The organism is Nocardioides sp., from assembly GCF_036401255.1.
Lineage (GTDB): Bacteria > Actinomycetota > Actinomycetes > Propionibacteriales > Nocardioidaceae > Nocardioides.
In genome coordinates this window covers 18912-34529 of sequence record NZ_DASWVI010000125.1, presented here as the reverse complement: position 1 = coordinate 34529, position 15618 = coordinate 18912, and the positions used below count along the sequence as shown (strand labels likewise).

20 protein-coding genes are annotated in these 15618 nt (G+C 73.0%); 16 read left to right on the top strand and 4 right to left on the bottom strand.

What is annotated here, in order from left to right:
- The 8 genes from ribD to VGD85_RS05670 all read left to right on the top strand — a co-directional run.
- On the top strand, nucleotides 1-806 hold an 806-nt coding region (gene ribD, locus VGD85_RS05705; RefSeq protein WP_331062476.1), incomplete at its 5' end, for a bifunctional diaminohydroxyphosphoribosylaminopyrimidine deaminase/5-amino-6-(5-phosphoribosylamino)uracil reductase RibD.
- A gap of 1 nt (nucleotide 807) precedes the next feature.
- Nucleotides 808-1407 carry a riboflavin synthase gene (locus VGD85_RS05700; protein ID WP_331062475.1) on the top strand — a complete coding sequence of 200 codons (600 nt, stop codon included), beginning with the start codon at nucleotides 808-810 and terminating at the stop codon, nucleotides 1405-1407.
- Complete coding sequence (locus VGD85_RS05695; RefSeq protein WP_331062474.1) at nucleotides 1407-2111, top strand: nicotinamide mononucleotide transporter family protein; 705 nt, start codon at nucleotides 1407-1409, stop codon at nucleotides 2109-2111. The genes VGD85_RS05700 and VGD85_RS05695 overlap by 1 nt, the downstream gene beginning before the upstream one ends.
- Nucleotides 2108-3364 carry a bifunctional 3,4-dihydroxy-2-butanone-4-phosphate synthase/GTP cyclohydrolase II gene (locus VGD85_RS05690; protein WP_331062473.1) on the top strand — a complete coding sequence of 419 codons (1257 nt, stop codon included), beginning with the start codon at nucleotides 2108-2110 and terminating at the stop codon, nucleotides 3362-3364. The genes VGD85_RS05695 and VGD85_RS05690 overlap by 4 nt, the downstream gene beginning before the upstream one ends.
- A 3-nt stretch (nucleotides 3365-3367) precedes the next feature.
- A complete protein-coding gene (ribH, locus tag VGD85_RS05685; protein WP_331062472.1) occupies nucleotides 3368-3853 on the top strand; it encodes a 6,7-dimethyl-8-ribityllumazine synthase in 486 nt (161 codons plus the stop codon).
- An 11-nt stretch (nucleotides 3854-3864) separates the two neighbouring features.
- The gene (locus VGD85_RS05680) at nucleotides 3865-4128 is read left to right on the top strand and encodes a phosphoribosyl-ATP diphosphatase (protein ID WP_331062471.1); all 264 of its coding nucleotides are present in this window, start codon (nucleotides 3865-3867) and stop codon (nucleotides 4126-4128) included.
- A gap of 13 nt (nucleotides 4129-4141) precedes the next feature.
- Complete coding sequence (gene hisG / locus VGD85_RS05675) at nucleotides 4142-4990, top strand: ATP phosphoribosyltransferase (RefSeq protein ID WP_331062470.1); 849 nt, start codon at nucleotides 4142-4144, stop codon at nucleotides 4988-4990.
- Nucleotides 4974-5447: a PH domain-containing protein gene (locus tag VGD85_RS05670; RefSeq protein WP_331062469.1), complete on the top strand. Its 474-nt coding sequence runs from the start codon at nucleotides 4974-4976 to the stop codon at nucleotides 5445-5447. The genes hisG and VGD85_RS05670 overlap by 17 nt, the downstream gene beginning before the upstream one ends.
- On the opposite strand, the gene VGD85_RS05665 is transcribed toward VGD85_RS05670, so the two are convergent.
- Genes VGD85_RS05665 through VGD85_RS05650 form a run of 4 tightly spaced genes read right to left on the bottom strand, consistent with a single transcriptional unit; the run spans nucleotide 5444 to nucleotide 7838 of the window.
- Nucleotides 5444-5575 carry a hypothetical protein gene (locus VGD85_RS05665; protein WP_331062468.1) on the bottom strand — a complete coding sequence of 44 codons (132 nt, stop codon included), beginning with the start codon at nucleotides 5573-5575 and terminating at the stop codon, nucleotides 5444-5446. The two genes, VGD85_RS05670 and VGD85_RS05665, sit on opposite strands and share 4 nt — an antisense overlap.
- 9 nt (nucleotides 5576-5584) lie before the next feature.
- The gene (locus tag VGD85_RS05660; RefSeq protein ID WP_331062467.1) at nucleotides 5585-6136 is read right to left on the bottom strand and encodes a 4-amino-4-deoxy-L-arabinose transferase; all 552 of its coding nucleotides are present in this window, start codon (nucleotides 6134-6136) and stop codon (nucleotides 5585-5587) included.
- Nucleotides 6137-6147: 11 nt separating this feature from the next.
- On the bottom strand, nucleotides 6148-7386 hold the full coding sequence (locus VGD85_RS05655) for an amino acid deaminase/aldolase (RefSeq protein ID WP_331062466.1): 1239 nt from the start codon (nucleotides 7384-7386) through the stop codon (nucleotides 6148-6150).
- The gene (locus tag VGD85_RS05650) at nucleotides 7386-7838 is read right to left on the bottom strand and encodes a hypothetical protein (RefSeq protein WP_331062465.1); all 453 of its coding nucleotides are present in this window, start codon (nucleotides 7836-7838) and stop codon (nucleotides 7386-7388) included. The genes VGD85_RS05655 and VGD85_RS05650 overlap by 1 nt, the downstream gene beginning before the upstream one ends.
- A 78-nt stretch (nucleotides 7839-7916) precedes the next feature.
- Here VGD85_RS05650 and VGD85_RS05645 point away from each other — a divergent pair, with 78 nt between their 5' ends.
- From VGD85_RS05645 to pheS, 8 genes are all read left to right on the top strand, one after another.
- Nucleotides 7917-8444, top strand: coding sequence for an SseB family protein (locus VGD85_RS05645; protein WP_331062464.1), 528 nt, complete (start codon nucleotides 7917-7919; stop codon nucleotides 8442-8444).
- Nucleotides 8445-8724: 280 nt separating this feature from the next.
- Nucleotides 8725-9456, top strand: a complete 732-nt coding sequence (gene infC / locus VGD85_RS05640; RefSeq protein ID WP_331062463.1) for a translation initiation factor IF-3 — start codon at nucleotides 8725-8727, stop codon at nucleotides 9454-9456.
- 97 nt (nucleotides 9457-9553) lie between these two features.
- Entirely contained in the window at nucleotides 9554-9748 is a 195-nt protein-coding gene (gene rpmI, locus VGD85_RS05635) for a 50S ribosomal protein L35 (protein ID WP_011755905.1), read from the top strand.
- 70 nt (nucleotides 9749-9818) lie between these two features.
- On the top strand, nucleotides 9819-10211 hold the full coding sequence (gene rplT / locus VGD85_RS05630) for a 50S ribosomal protein L20 (protein WP_331062462.1): 393 nt from the start codon (nucleotides 9819-9821) through the stop codon (nucleotides 10209-10211).
- A 29-nt stretch (nucleotides 10212-10240) separates the two neighbouring features.
- Complete coding sequence (locus VGD85_RS05625) at nucleotides 10241-11002, top strand: TrmH family RNA methyltransferase (RefSeq protein ID WP_414690765.1); 762 nt, start codon at nucleotides 10241-10243, stop codon at nucleotides 11000-11002.
- Nucleotides 11003-11011: 9 nt separating this feature from the next.
- Nucleotides 11012-13303, top strand: a complete 2292-nt coding sequence (locus VGD85_RS05620; protein ID WP_331062461.1) for an alpha-glucosidase — start codon at nucleotides 11012-11014, stop codon at nucleotides 13301-13303.
- A 10-nt stretch (nucleotides 13304-13313) separates the two neighbouring features.
- On the top strand, nucleotides 13314-14351 hold the full coding sequence (locus VGD85_RS05615) for an ATP-binding protein (protein WP_331062460.1): 1038 nt from the start codon (nucleotides 13314-13316) through the stop codon (nucleotides 14349-14351).
- Nucleotides 14352-14511: 160 nt separating this feature from the next.
- Nucleotides 14512-15618, top strand: coding sequence for a phenylalanine--tRNA ligase subunit alpha (gene pheS / locus VGD85_RS05610; protein ID WP_331062459.1), 1107 nt, complete (start codon nucleotides 14512-14514; stop codon nucleotides 15616-15618).

Below are 15618 nucleotides of genomic sequence, written 5' to 3'. Positions count from 1 at the left end.
CGCTCGAGCCGTGCAACCACACCGGCCGCACCGGCCCCTGCGCGGACGCGCTCGTCGCCGCCGGCGTACGCCGGGTGGTGTTCGCCCAGGCCGACCCCAACCCCGAGGCGGCCGGTGGGGCCGCGACGCTCGCCGCCGCCGGCGTCGACGTCGAGTCGGGACTTCTGACGTCCGAGTCGGGACTTCTGAACAGGTTCTGGACCTTCGGGCTGGCCCACGGCCGACCGTTCGTCACCTGGAAGTTCGCGACCACGCTCGACGGGCGCAGCGCCGCGGCCGACGGCACCAGCCGCTGGGTGAGCTCGCCCGCGGCACGCCTCGACACCCACCGGCTCCGGGCCACCTGCGACGTGATGCTGGTCGGCACCAACACCGTCGCCGTCGACGACCCGCTGCTGACCGTCCGCGACGCCGAGGACCGTCCGCTCGACCACCAGCCGCTGCGCGCGGTGATGGGGGAGCGCGACCTCGATCCCGGCCGCCGGGTCTTCAACGCCGACACCGAGACCGTCCACCTGCGCACCCGCAAGCCCGAGCAGGCGCTCGCCGACCTCTTCGACCGCGGCCGCCGCCACGTGTTCCTCGAGGGCGGACCCACGCTGGCGGCGGCGTTCGTCCGCGCGAGGCTGGTGGACGAGATCGTCGTCTACGTCGCCCCGATGCTGCTCGGCGCCGGCCGCAGCGCGGTCGCGGACCTCGGAATCACCACGATCGGCGAGGCGTTGCGTCCTCGCGTCACCGACATCACGGTGCTCGACGGCGAGCAGCCCAACGTGCGGCTCACCCTCGCGCCGGGGAAGGACTGAGATGTTCACCGGAATCGTCGAGGAGCTCGGCACCGTCGCCGCCGTCGAGGACCAGGGCGACGCCATCCGGCTCACGATCCGCGCCTCGACGGTGCTCGAGGACGCCGGGCTCGGCGACTCGATCGCCGTCAACGGCTGCTGCCTGACCGTGGCGGCGCGCGACGGAGACACCTGGACCGCCGACGTGATGCAGGAGACGCTCGACAAGACCAGCCTGTACGGCGTACGCCCCGGCGACCGGGTCAACCTCGAGCGGGCCGTGACCGCGGACAAGCGGCTGGGCGGCCACATCGTGCAGGGCCACGTCGACGGCGTCGGCACCGTGCTGAGCCGCACCCCGAGCGAGCACTGGGACGTCGTGGAGATCCAGATGCCGCCCGAGCTGGGGCGCTACCTGGTCGACAAGGGCTCGATCACCGTCGACGGGGTCAGCCTCACGGTCGTCGAAGCTCGCGACGACTCGTTCACGGTCAGCCTGATCCCGGAGACGCTGACCCGCACGACGCTCGGCACTCGTCAGCCGGGCGAGCGGGTCAACCTGGAGGCCGACGTGATCGCCAAGCACGTCGAGAGACTGCTCGCCTACCGGGGTGAGATCTGATGCTCGACTGGCTGCTCAACGGGACCATCCAGGTCGGTGACGGGTACCTCTCGGTCCGCGAGGTCGTCGGCAACCTGTTCGGCCTCGGCAGCGCCCTGCTCGGCATGCGACGACTGGTCTGGGCCTGGCCCGTCGGCCTGGTCGGCAACGTCTTGCTGTTCACCGTGTTCGTGAGCGGTGAGCTGAGCAACGCGGTCTCCGAGCCGTTGTGGGGCCAGGCCGGCCGTCAGGTGATGTTCGCGGTCGCGAGCCTCTATGGCTGGTGGCGCTGGGCCCGGCTGCGCCGCGACGGTGGTGCGACCGACGGTGGCGCGATCAGCCCCCGGTGGGCGAGCGGGCCGGAGCGGCTCGGACTGCTCGCGATGGCGGCGATCGGCTACGGACTTGCCTATGCACTGCTCCAGCAGATCGGCTCCTGGGGTCCACGCACCGAGGCCTGGATCCTCGCCGGGTCGTTGCTCGCGACCTACGGCATGGCCCGCGGCTGGGTCGAGTTCTGGCTCCTGTGGATCGCCGTCGACGTCGTCGGCGTCACGACGCTGGTCCACGCCGGCTACTACCCGACCGCGGGCATGTACCTGTTCTACGGCGGCTTCTGCGTGATCGGGTTCGCCGCCTGGTGGCGCGCCGAGCGCCGCACCTCGAGCGCCGTGGGGGCCGTGCCCCCCGTCGAGCTCACCTCACAGCAAGGAGTCACCGCATGAGCACCGAGATCAGGCTCGACCCGGTCGAGCGCGCGATCGCCGACATCGCCGCCGGCAAGGCCGTCGTCGTGGTCGACGACGAGGACCGCGAGAACGAGGGCGACATCATCTTCGCGGCCAGCAAGGCGACACCGGAGCTGCTGGCGTTCACGATCCGCTACAGCAGTGGCGTGATCTGCGTGCCGATGCCCGCCGCCATGCTGGACCGCCTCGAGATCCCGCTGATGACGCCCCACAACAAGGACCGGCTGCGCACGGCGTACACGATCTCCGTCGATGCCCGAGACGGAGTGACCACCGGCATCTCGGCGGCCGACCGTGCCCACACCGTGCGGGTCCTCGCCGACTCGGCGACCGAGCCGTGGGAGATCACCCGCCCGGGCCACGTGTTCCCGTTGCGCTACCGCGAGGGCGGGGTGCTGGTGCGGCGCGGCCACACCGAGGCCGCGGTCGACCTCGCCAAGCTGGCCGGGCTGACGCCCGCAGGCGTCCTGGTCGAGGTCGTCAACGACGACGGCACGATGAAGCGGGGCCCGCAGCTGCGCGAGTTCGCCGACGAGCACGGCCTGGCGATGATCTCCATCGACGACCTGGTCCGCTACCGGCGCCGGCACGAGACCCACGTCGAGCGGGTCGCGGAGACTCGGCTGCCGACCCGGCACGGCGACTTCACGGCGTACGGCTACCGGATCACCGTGGACGACTCCGAGCACATCGCGCTGGTCCACGGCGACATCAGTGGTCCCGAGCCGGTGCTCACCCGCGTGCACTCCGAGTGCCTGACCGGCGACGTCTTCGGCAGCCACCGGTGCGACTGCGGACCCCAGCTCGACGAGGCCCTCGAGCGGATCGTCGCCGAGGGTCGCGGCGTCGTGGTCTACCTCCGCGGCCACGAGGGCCGGGGGATCGGTCTGGTCGCCAAGCTGCAGGCCTACCAGCTCCAGGACGGCGGCCGCGACACCGTCGACGCCAATCTCGACCTCGGGCTGCCGGCCGACGCCCGCCACTACGGCACCGCCACCCAGATCCTGCGCGACCTCGGCGTCGCGAGCGTGCGGCTGATGACCAACAACCCCGACAAGGTCAGCAACCTCGAGGACTTCGGCGTCCCGGTCGCCGCGCGGGTGCCGCTGACCCCGCATCCCAACGACCACAACATCGCCTACCTGCTCACCAAGCGCGACCGGATGGGTCACGATCTGCCCAACCTCGCCGATGAGGTGACCGACACCCTCGCCCAGAACGGAGCCTGACCGATGACCGGACACGGAGCACCCGCCCCGGCGCCCGTCGACTGCAGCGACCTGCGGGTCGCGATCGTCGCGGCGAGCTGGCACACGCAGGTCATGGACGGGCTGATCGGCGGCGCGCAGCGGGCGCTGGCCGACTACCGGGTCACCCAGCACCGGCTCGTCCGGGTACCGGGCGCCTTCGAGCTCGCCGTGGTCGCCGACGCGCTCGCGCGGCAGGGGTACGACGCCGTGATCGCCCTCGGGGTCGTGATCCGGGGCGGCACGCCGCACTTCGACTACGTCTGCCAGGCGGCCACCGAGGGGTTGGTCCGGGTCGCGCTCGACCGCGGGCTGCCGGTCGGCTTCGGCGTCCTCACCTGCGACGGCGACCAGCAGGCGCTGGACCGTGCCGGTCTGGAGGGCTCGAAGGAGGACAAGGGCTACGAGGCCACCTCGGCGGCCCTGCTCACCGCCCGGACCCTCAAGGAGCTGGCCGCAGGCGCCCCGTAGGCTTGCCCGTCGTGAAGACGTTCGACGAGCTCTGGACCGAGCTGAGCGACAAGGCCCGGTCCCGCCCCGAGGGATCCGGCACCGTGCGCGCGCTCGACGCCGGCGTCCATGCCATCGGCAAGAAGCTGGTCGAGGAGGCCGCCGAGTCCTGGATGGCCGCCGAGCACGAGGGCCGGGAGCGGGCCGCCGAGGAGATCAGCCAGCTGCTCTACCACGCCCAGGTGCTGATGCTCGCGACCGGCATCGAGCTCGACGACGTCTACGCACACCTCTGAGGAGGCGCCCCCGATGGCACTGCTCCGCATCGCGGTCCCCAACAAGGGATCGCTGTCCCAGTCCGCGTCGGAGATCCTGCGCGAGTCCGGCTACCGGCAGCGCGACGACGCCAAGCAGCTCACGCTCACCGACGCCGAGAACGGCGTCGAGTTCTTCTACCTGCGCCCCCGCGACATCGCGCTGTACGTCGGCGAGGGCACGCTCGACGTCGGCATCACCGGCCGCGACCTGCTCAAGGACTCCGGCGCGAAGGCCGAGGAGGTCCGCGGTCTCGGCTTCGGGCGCAGCCGGTTCCGGTTCGCGGGTCCGCGCGGCTCCTTCACCGAGCTCTCGCAGCTCGCCGGCACCCGGATCGCGACGTCGTACGTCGGCGTCGTGCGGTCGTTCCTCGAGGAGCGGGGGATCGACGCGACCGTGGTCCGGCTCGACGGCGCGGTCGAGACCAGCATCCAGCTCGGGGTCGCGGACGTGATCGCCGACGTCGTGGAGACCGGCAGCACGCTGCGCCAGGCCGGCCTGGAGACGTTCGGCGAGACGATCCTCGACTCCGAGGCCGTGCTGATCACCCGCACCGGCGCGGTGCCCGAGGGGTTCGAGGTCTTCCGGCGCCGCATCGAGGGCGTGCTGGTCGCCCGCAGCTACGTGATGATGGACTACGACATCCCGAGCGACCGCGTCGCCGACGCGGTGCGGCTGACGCCGGGCATCGAGAGCCCGACGGTCGCGCCGCTTCATCGGGAAGGGTGGTCGGCGGTGCGGGCGATGGTCCCGCGCGACGGCGCCCAACGGCTGATGGACGAGCTCTTCGAGATCGGCGCGCGCGGCATCCTGCTCACGGACATCCATGCCTGCCGGCTCTGAGCCCGTGCCCGCGCTCCCGCACACGTGGCGCCCGTTCGGGGTCCGGGTTGCGGGCGTGTTCCTCGGAGCGGCGCTGGTGGTCTGCTTCGGGCTGGCGTGGTTCGGGTTCGACGACGAGACGCGGGCGAAGTTCACGGCCTTCCAGCTCGGCACGCTGGCGTTCATGGGCCTGTTGGCGTTCTCGGTGTGGTTCGCGCTGGTGCGCTGCCGGGTGATCGCGGAGCCGGAGCAGCTCGTGGTCGTCAACGGCTACCGGCGCCGCGAGCTGGCCTGGCCGCAGGTCGTCGGCGTGCACCTGCCGCCCGGCGCGCCCTGGGTCACGCTGGACCTCGCCGACGGCACCACGGTCGCGGCGATGGGCATCCAGGGCTCGGACGGGGCCCGCGCCCGGCGGGCGGTCCGCGAGCTGCGGGCCGTGGTCGACCGGCTCGCGACCGACACCGACAACTCGGGCTAGCGCCCCTCCTGGACCGCTCGCAGGCCCGAGGTCGCCGCGAACGCGTCGCCCGGCTGCCCGGCCAGCGTCACCGGCGGCCGGCAGTCGCCTCCCGAGACCTCGTGCTGGTCACCGCCGGGCGGGAGCATGGGCTCACCCTACTGACGGGTGTCCACGACCAGGTCGGCCCGGGCGCGGGTGTCGTCGCTCTCGAACAGCGCGGCCTCGTCGACCTGCCACCGCAGCCACTGCGGCCGCAACGCCTCGCCGTCGCGGTCCAGTCCGCGGCGCAACCGGACCTCCTCCGGGGCCTCGACCCACGCGAGGGCGGTGACCAGGTCGGCGTGCCTCCGGGTGCCGCAGCCGACCCCCTCGAGCACCAGCAGGGGGACCGGCTCCACCGGCACCGTCTCGGCGAACGCCTCCGCGACCCAGTCGTAGCGCCGGTAGGACCCCACCTCGCCGCGCGCCAGCGGCAGCAGCAGGTCGTCGAGCTGCTCGGCGACCCGGGGCAACCCGCCCCAGCCGTCGTACAGGTCGTCGAGGTGCACGACCCGGGCGTCCGGCTCCGCGGCGGCCACGGCGGCCGCGAGCGTGGTCTTGCCCGAGCCGGCGGGTCCGTCGATGCACACCAGGCGCGCCCCACCGAGGGTCGGCGGGCGGCGGCGAGCGATCGCGAGGAGCTCCGCGGCCGCCGTGTCGGGGGTCACGGGGCCCATGCCTAGAAGGCCTGCCCGCACCCGCGGTAGGTCGGCACCGCGTCGACGAACCGGTCTCCCTCGAGGAGGTGGACGGTGGCTGCGTGCTCGAAGGGCTCACCGGACTTGGCGTGGCGGAACCACACCAGGTCGCCGATCGCGAGCAGGGCCGCGGTGCGACCCGTGAGCGGCGTCTGCACCTCCCCGGCGCCCTCGAGACCGGTGAGCTCCAGGCCGGGCGGCGCCCACGGTGTGGGGAGCCGGTCGGCGCCCGCCGGCCCCGACGCGATCAGGCCGCCGCCGTGCACGGTCGCGAGCTCGGGAGCGGGCTTGCGGGTGACCGGCACGGCGAAGTACGCCGCCGGCACCGGCCGGAACGACCGGTAGTGGTCGAACAGGGTCGGCACCAGCAGGCCCGAGCCCGCGGCGACCTCGGTCACGACCGGGTCGGCCGCGGTGTCCTCGATCGAGCCGGACCCGCCGCCGTTCCAGAGCTCGAGGTCGGCCACCTCGCGCAGCGCCTCGGCGATCTCGCGGCGGCGTACGGCGAGCTGCGGCAGCGACAGGGCCTTGATCCGACGGACGACCAGGGAGCGGGCGCGGGCCGTCGGCACCGAGTCCGGGAGCCCGGCGACCTGGCCCTCGTAGGTCATCGCGCCCACGAGGCGGAAGCCCGGGCGGGCGGCGATCGTCCGGCCGAGCGCGACCACGGTCGCGGCGTCGTGGAGGGGGGACCGCTTGGGCCCGACGTGCTGGCCGGCCATCCGGAGCCCGGCGTCCACGTCGATCGCGACGCGCACCGGGACGGCGTGCGAGGAGCGCACCGAGTCCACGGCCTCGAGGTGCGCGGCGTCGTCGACCATGAGCGTGATCGCGGCGGCGGCCGACGGCGAGGCGACCAGCTCGGCGAGTGCGCCGCGATCGACCGTCGGGTAGGCGACGAGGATGTCATCGCAGATCCCCTGCTCGTGGAGCCACAGGGCCTCGCGCAGCGTGTACGACAGCACGCCCCGGAAGCCCCGCCGAGACAGCGCCCGGGAGATGAGCGCGGGCACCCGCACGGACTTCGACGCCAGCCGGATCGGCTTGCCGCCGGCGCGGCGAACCAGGTCGTCGGCGTTGGCGTCGAACGCGTCCAGGTCGACGACGAACAGTGGCGTGGGGAGTGGACTCCCGTGCCCGGCGACCGCGCCGTTGAGGCGGGTCCAGAGCCGGTTGCGATCGACGAAGTCCTGGGACCCCGGGACCCCTGGGCGGCCCATCAGCTGATGCCGCGCTTGCGCAGCAGCGCCTCGATCTCGGCCATCTCGTCGTCGCCGTCGCCGCGGCCGACGATGGCCTCGCTCCCGGCCGCGGTCCCCGGCCGCAGCTGCTTCTTGGCCCGGCCCTTCCTCGGCTCCCGTCCCGCCTTGCCGATCCCGCGCGAGCGCAGGGCACCCGAGACCACGAACAGTGCTCCGGAGATGCCGGCCACCACGATGCCCGCCCAGGTCGTCGGGTTCCACGCCAGGTTGACCGCCCAGTCGCCCACCGCGTCCGCGATCCGGGTGAACATCCGCAGGGTCTTGGTGAGGTAGGCCGCCAGCGGCAGGAGGGTGAAGGCCAGGGCCCGCAGGCCCGAGACCAGCCCGCGACGCTGGAAGGACACCCAGGTCCAGATGCCGCCGAGCACGGTCAGGCTCAGGGTCAGCGCTGCCCACGAAGCATCGTCCACGCGATCAAGCGTCCCACACCGTGGGTGGCGCGGCCCGCCGGATTCGCGCGCCCCCGCGTGGCTCGCGACAATGCGTGGGTGAGCGAGCGCACCACGATCCCCGATCCCGGCTTCGCGGGCGACGACGGCTCCGCCGATCCGCGCGTCAGCGCGGCGCTGGCCGCCTGGGCCCGCGGTGGGTCGACGTACGCCGACGCACTCGCCATCGTGCAGGGCGCCCGGCTGCTGGTGCCGGTCGTGGCGGTGCTCGGCGAGGTGGAGTACGACGAGGCCGGGCTGGCCCACGACAAGACGAGCGACATGGCCACGGTGCTGCTCGAGGGTGCCGACGGCCGGCTGGCGCTGCTCGCGTTCACGGGCACGGCGGCGCTCCAGGCCTGGAACCCGGACGGTCGCCCGGTGCCGGTGCGGGCGGCTGTGGCCGCGCAGGCGGCACTCCAGGACGGTGCCGCGGCGCTCCTCGTCGACGTCGCCGGCCCCACGCGGTTCGTGGTCGAGGGCGACGACCTCGAGGGCCTCGCCCGGGGCTGGACCCTGGCCCGGGTGGGTGCCGGCACCGCCTGGATTCGGCCCGACGGGGAATCGTCGGCTAGCATTCAGCGTTGACCGATCAGTTCCGCCGTACCCTCGACGGAGCAGATCCGCAAGCGGAGGCTCGCACGACCGCCTCCCACCCGCATCGACCGCCGCTTCCGCCCCGAGTGACATCAGGGGGGCAGCACAGGTCGTCGGGTCCGGTCCCGAAGGCCGAGGCCTCGGAGCGTACGCCGTACGCCCCGGGCGCCAGCGCCCTCGGAGGCGAACCCCGCGCTCGGGGGGCGTCGGACTGGCTTCCGCTTGCACGACAGCGGAAGCCTTTGTTGATTTCGCACCACCCTCTCGGGGGGTGACGAGCGGCAGAGACCTCCGGACACCTTGCCATCCAGGAGGACACATCAGCACCGAGCTGCGAATCAACGAGCGGATCCGGGTTCCCGAGGTCCGGCTCGTTGGACCCAACGGGGAGACCGTGGGCATCGTGCCCACCGATCAGGCCCTGAAGCTTGCGCAGGAGGCGGATCTCGACCTCGTCGAGATCGCCCCGCAGGGGAAGCCGCCCGTCTGCAAGCTCATGGACTACGGGAAGTTCAAGTACGAGAACGCCCAGAAGGCTCGTGAGGCACGCCGCAACCAGACGAACGTGATCATCAAGGAGATGAAGCTTCGTCCGAAGATCGACGCGCACGACTACGAGACCAAGAAGGGCCACGTGGTGCGGTTCCTGCGCGCCGGGGACAAGGTCAAGATCACGATCATGTTCCGCGGTCGTGAGCAGCACCGCCCCGAGCTCGGCTTCCGGCTGCTCCAGCGCCTCGCCGAGGACGTGAGCGAGCTGGGCTTCGTCGAGTCGGCACCCAAGCAGGACGGGCGCAACATGATCATGGTGCTCGGCCCGCACAAGAAGAAGGCCGACGCCAAGGTCGACCTGAAGGCCGAGAAGGAGACGCGGGCCGCCGAGCGGGCCGCGCTCGAGGCGGAGGAGCGCGCCGAGCGCGACGCCGCGCACGCGGCCGGACCGGTCGCGAAGAAGAAGGAGCGGGGCCGCTCCGAGAACCTCGATCCCGAGATCGAGGCCTGAGAACAGCCGTGCGGTGGTCGGCCCCCGACCACCGCCACGCACGGTGTCGAGTGCGACCTCGAGACCACGCCCAGCAGGACGAGAAGAGAGAGCAGAGATGCCGAAGAACAAGACGCACTCCGGTGCGAGCAAGCGCTTCCGCGTGACCGGGTCCGGCAAGATCCTTCGGGAGAAGGCCGGCAAGCGTCACAACCTGGAGAAGAAGGCGTCGAAGGTCACCCGGCGGATGACCGGCACGACCGAGCTCGCCAAGGCCGACGTCAAGCGCGCCAAGAAGATGCTCGGTCTCTGACCAGCCCCCACCCTCGGTGGTCGAGCTCGTCGAGACCCCCGCACCGAACCTGAGCAACAAGGAGTAAGAAGTGGCACGCGTCAAGCGGGCAGTGAATGCCCAGAAGAAGCGCCGGGTCGTCCTGGAGCGCGCCAGCGGCTACCGCGGCCAGCGCTCGCGCCTGTACCGCAAGGCCAAGGAGCAGGTCACCCACTCACTGGTCTACAGCTACAACGACCGGCGCAAGAACAAGGGCAACTTCCGCAAGCTGTGGATCCAGCGGATCAACGCCGCGGCCCGCGCCCAGGGCCTGACCTACAACCGGTTCATCCAGGGCCTGAACCTCGCCGGTGTCGAGGTCGACCGCAAGATCCTCGCCGACCTGGCCGTCAACGACGTGGCCGCGTTCAACGCGCTCGTCGAGACCGCCCGGGCCGCGCTGCCCGAGGACGTCAACGCGCCCAAGGCGGAGGCGTCGGCCTGACCAGCCCGCTCACGGCCGGCAACGGCCGTGTGAAGGAAGCGCGCAAGCTCAGCCGCCGCTCGGTGCGAACCGAGCGGCGGCTGTTCCTTGCCGACGGCCCGAAGGCCGTCGAGGCCGCTCTCGAGCTCCCGGGGACGGTCATCGAGGTCTTCGCGACCCCGGAGGCCGCCGAGCGGTACGCCGGGCTCGCCGCGGAGGGCCCCGCCTGGACGCTGGTGGACGAGCGCGCGCTCGCCTCGCTGAGCGACAGCGTCACCCCGGCCGGCGTCGTCGCGGTCTGCCGGTTCCTCGACGTACCGCTGGTCGAGATCGTCGAAGGTGCGCGATCCCCGCACCTCGTCGCCCTCTGCGCCGACGTGCGCGACCCCGGCAACGCCGGGACCGTGATCCGCTGCGCGGACGCCGCCGGGGCCGAGGGAGTCGTGCTGGCCGGCCACTCCGTCGACGCCTACAACCCCAAGACCGTCCGGGCCAGCGTCGGCAGTCTGTTCCACGTGCCGGTCGCCGTCGAGGACGGCCCGGCCGTCGCCGTCCGCGCCGCGCAGCGCGCCGGCCTGCAGGTGCTCGCCGCGGATGGAGCCGGGGAGGTCGACCTCGACGATGCGGGCGACCTGCTCGGCCGCCCCACCGCCTGGTTGTTCGGCAACGAGGCATGGGGACTCCCCGACGATCTCGCCGCCCTGGCCGACCACCGGGTCCGGATCCCCATCTACGGCCGTGCGGAGAGCCTCAACCTGGCCACCGCCGCGGCCCTCTGCCTTTACGCCACGGCCCGGGCGCGGCGCCGGTAACGTCGCCGCGTGCGCGCCCGCCGACTGCTGGTTCCCCTCGTCCTCGCCCTCGCTCTCACCCCGACGGGCACGCTCCGGGCGGCCGCCCCGGCCGGCTCCGAGGCGAAGGCCCCAGCGGCCCCGGTCGACGTGCTCGACACCGTCACCCCGGGCGGCCTCGACATCGCGCCCGGCGCTGTCGGGTCGTGGACCGTGGGGGAGGTGAGCGTGGAGATCGGCGGCGACGCCGGTCTGCGCGTGCGCTCGCAGGGACGGACGGTCTGGTCGGCGCCGTCGGCGGGTGCGTTCGTCACCGGCGGTCGTGGGGCGGTGTCATGGGAGGAGAACCGCGGCTACTTCTGGCCGACGGTGACCTACACCGACCGGCTCGCCGACCAGAGCGTCGACACGGCGGTGGCCACCGACGCCCGCGTCGAGGTCTCCGGCCGGCTCAGCGGTCCCGGCGCGCCGGGTGGCGCGGCGTCGTACACGCTCACCGTGCGGCCGCGGCCCGGCGGGGGAGCCGCGCTCGACGTGACCACCGTGGCGGACACGCCGCTGACCTCGGTGGCCCTGGTCTCGGGCCGCTCGGCGCACGCCGGTGTGCACGGCTTCGGCGAGCAGTTCACCGACTTCGACCTCGACGGACGCCTCGTCCCGATCGTCGACCGGGAGCAGGGCGTCGGCCGTGGCGAGGAGCCGATCACCGCGCTGGCGGACCTGACCAACCATGGTGCCGGCGGCACTCGGGACATGACCTACGCGGCCTGGCCGTCCTTCGTCACCGGCGACCTCCGGGGCCTGCGGCTGGACGCGGCCGTCGCCTCGTCGACGGCGTTCGCGGTCGCGGACACCCGCGACCCGGAGGCGGTCTCGCTCGAGGTGTGGTCGCCCTCGCTGGCGGCGCAGGCGTCCGCAGCCGACACGCCGGCCCGCCTGGTCGCTGCCCAGCAGGCCGGGGACCGGCGAGCGCCGCTTGCCGCCTGGGCCACGCGCGGTGCGATCGTCGGCCTCCAGGGCGGCACCCGGGAGGTACGCCGCGAGCTGGGCCGGCTGCTCGACGCGGGGGCCGACATCTCCGGGGTCTGGATCCAGGACTGGACCGGGAAGCGGACCACGTCGTTCGGTGACCGACTGTGGTGGACCTGGCAGCTCGACCGCGAGCGCTACCCAGGATGGTCCCGGCTGGTCCGGCGCCTCCGGAGCCTCGGGATCTCCACGACGACCTACGTCAACCCGTTCCTGGTCGACGCCGCACCCAAGAACGACCCCCGCATCCGGAACCTGTGGGCCGAGGCGCGCGACCGGGGCTTCCTGGTCACCGACGGCTCCGGAGCGCCGTACCTGCAGGACCAGGGTGAGTTCGAGGCCTCGCTGGTCGACCTGACCGATCCCGCGGCCCGGTCGTGGTTCGCCGAGGTGATCGCCCGCTACGTGCTGGCCGACGGGGTTCGCGGCTTCATGGCGGACTTCGGCGAGGGCCTGCCGTTCGACGCACGCCTGCACTCCGGCACTCCCGCCACGCTGCACAACCGCTGGCCGACCTTGTGGGCCAAGACCGTGCGGACGGCCTGCCGCCGGGCAGAGCAGCCTCGTTGCGTCACGTGGTTCCGCAGCGGCGGGCCGGGCCAGGCGGAGCACGCCCCGCTGTTCTGGAACGGCGACCAGCTGGTCACGTTCGGGCCCGAGGACGGCCTGGCCTCGGCGCTCCTCGGCACCCTGTCCGCAGGCGTGTCCGGCTGGCCGCTGGTGCACTCGGACATCGGTGGCTACACCTCGGTGAACGCCTACGTGAAGAACTACGTCAGGACCCCCGAACTGCTGGCGAGGTGGGCGGAGTACCAGGCGTTCGGGGTCGTGATGCGTACTCATGAGGGCAACCGACCCGCCGACAATCCGCAGGTCTTCAGCACCCGCGCGACCGCCCGCGCGTTCGCCCGCGCGACGCGGATCTTCGAGGCGCTCAGGCCCTACCGCGAGCGGGTGGTCCGCGCATCCACCCGCACCGGTGTCCCGGCGGTGCGGCCGGTCTGGCTCGTCGCTCCGGACTCGGCGGCCGCGGCGTCCGACACCGAGTTCTTCCTCGGCCGGCACGTGCTCGTCGCGCCGGTGCTGGAGCCCGGGGCGACATCGGTCAGCGTCTCCTTCCCGCCCGGCCGATGGATCCACCTGCTCACCGGCCGCTCCTACGCCGGTGGCCGGGCCGCGGAGGTTCCCGCGCCGGTCGGCCGCCCGGCGGCCTTCGTGCGCGAGGGCGGTCCGTGGTCGACCCGGCTCCTCGCGCGGTTCGGCGGCGTCGGGCCGAGGCAGCACACGGGCTAGGCTCGGCGGCGTGAGCCAGGCGGACCTCGACGCGCTCGCCGACGGCGCCGTGCTGGCCGGCCCCGACGGCCGGGTCACCACGATCAACACGACGGCCGTCCGGCTCCTCGGCGTCGACCCCGCGGCCGCGGTCGGACGGCCGCTGGCGGACGTGCTCGCCCTGCGCGACCACGACGGCCGCGCCTGGTGCGCGGTGAACCGGCCCTACGAGGGGCTCGCCACCCGGACCGGCGTGCCGGAGCAGAGCTGGCTGCTGCCCGACGGCACCGAGGTGCTCGTGGCCGCCCGGTTGCACCGGACGGCGCTCGACCGCCCGGTCGAGCGGGTCGCGGTCAGCCTGCGCTCGGGCCGGGGACGCGCGCGGCTGGACCGGGAGCGCTCCGATCTGGTCGCGACCGTCGCCCACGAGCTGCGCTCCCCGCTCACCGGCGTCAAGGGGTTCGTGCAGGCGCTGCTCAACCGGTGGGACAAGCTCAGCGACGAGCAGAAGAAGCTGATGCTGACGACGGTCAGCTCGGACTCGGACCGGCTCAGCCGCCTGATCGCCGAGCTCCTCGACGTGGCGCGGATCGACACCGGCCGCCTCCAGCTCTACCCGCGGCCCTCGGATCCGGCCCTGCTGGTGCGCCGCGTGGTCGACTCGGTCGGGGCGAGCACCAGCCGGCCGCTGACGCTCGAGGCCTCGGCCGGCGTCCCCGAGATCGTCGTGGACCCCGACAAGTTCACCCAGGTGGTGACGAACCTGGTCGAGAACGCCGTACGTCACGGTGCCGGCACCGTCCGGGTCGTGGTGGGCTCCACACCGCTCGACGAGCGGCCCGCCGCGGTGCGGATCGTCGTCGAGGACGAGGGCGACGGCATCCCCCCGGAGCTGCGCCGCCGGGTCTTCACGAAGTTCTGGAAGGCGGGCGCGACCGGCGGCTCCGGGCTCGGCCTCTACCTGGTCAACGGACTCGTCGAGGCCCATGGCGGCACGGTGACCATCGGGGACACCGAGGCCGGCGGGGCCCGGATCACCGTGGTCCTCCCCGCCGAGCCGTCGGCCTAGGGTCCGGTCGCACGCCGGCGGGTCCTCGGCCACGGGCCCGACCTGCTGAGCGGGGCTGCCGCCGCGCACCCACGGTGGAACCGGTTCGCCCGTGCGGCGCCGACCTCCCTAGACTTCCCCGGAGAGAACGACGACCGAACGACGCAGGAAGAGGCGTGCCTTGTCGGGCCCCAACACCGATTACGACCCCGTGGAGGTCACCCCGTTGCAGCCCGAGGAGGTCGACGCGGCGCGAGAGGCCGCGCTCGCGGCGATCGCCGCCGCAGCGGACCTGGCCGCGCTCAAGCAGGTGCGCATCGAGCACACCGGCGACCGCTCGCCGCTGGCGCTGGCCAACCGCGAGATCGGCGCGCTGCCTCCGCAGGCGCGCAAGGAGGCCGGCCAGCGGATCGGGCAGGCGCGCGGTGCGGTCAACCAGGCGCTCGCGGCCCGGACGGTCGTGCTGGAGGCCGAGCACGAGGAGCGGATGCTGGCCGAGGAGACCGTCGACGTCACCTTGCCGACCGACCGGGTGCCGACCGGCGCCCGCCACCCGCTCACGACGGGCGCCGAGCTGATCGCCGACATCTTCGTGGCGATGGGCTGGGAGGTCGCCGAGGGCCCGGTCATCGAGGCCGAGTGGCTCAACTTCGACGCGCTCAACCTGGGCCCCGACCACCCCGCACGCACGATGCAGGACACGTTCTGGACCGAGCCGGCCGAGCACGGGATCGTCCTGCGCACCCACACCTCGCCGGTGCAGGCGCGCACGATGCTCTCGCGCACGCCCCCGATCTACGTCGTCTGCCCGGGCCGGGTGTTCCGCACCGACGAGTACGACGCCACCCACAGCCCCGTCTTCCACCAGGTCGAAGGGCTGGCGATCGACGAGGGCATCACGATGGCCCACCTCAAGGGCACCCTCGACCACTTCGCGGCCGCGATGTTCGGCGAGGGCATCAGCACCCGGTTCCGCCCGTCGTACTTCCCGTTCACCGAGCCCAGCGCCGAGGTCGACCTGGTCTGCTTCGTGTGCCGCGGTGCCGGTGAGCTCGACGGCGCGCCCTGCCGGACCTGTCGCGGCGAGGGCTGGATCGAGTGGGGCGGCTGCGGGGTCGTCAACCCGCGCGTGCTCACCGCCTGCGGCGTCGACGCCGAGCGCTACACCGGCTTCGCGTTCGGTATGGGCATCGACCGCACGCTGATGTTCCGCCACGGCATCGAGGACCTGCGCGAGCTCTTCGAGGGCGACGTCCGGTTCACGACGGCATTCGGCACGGAGCTCTGA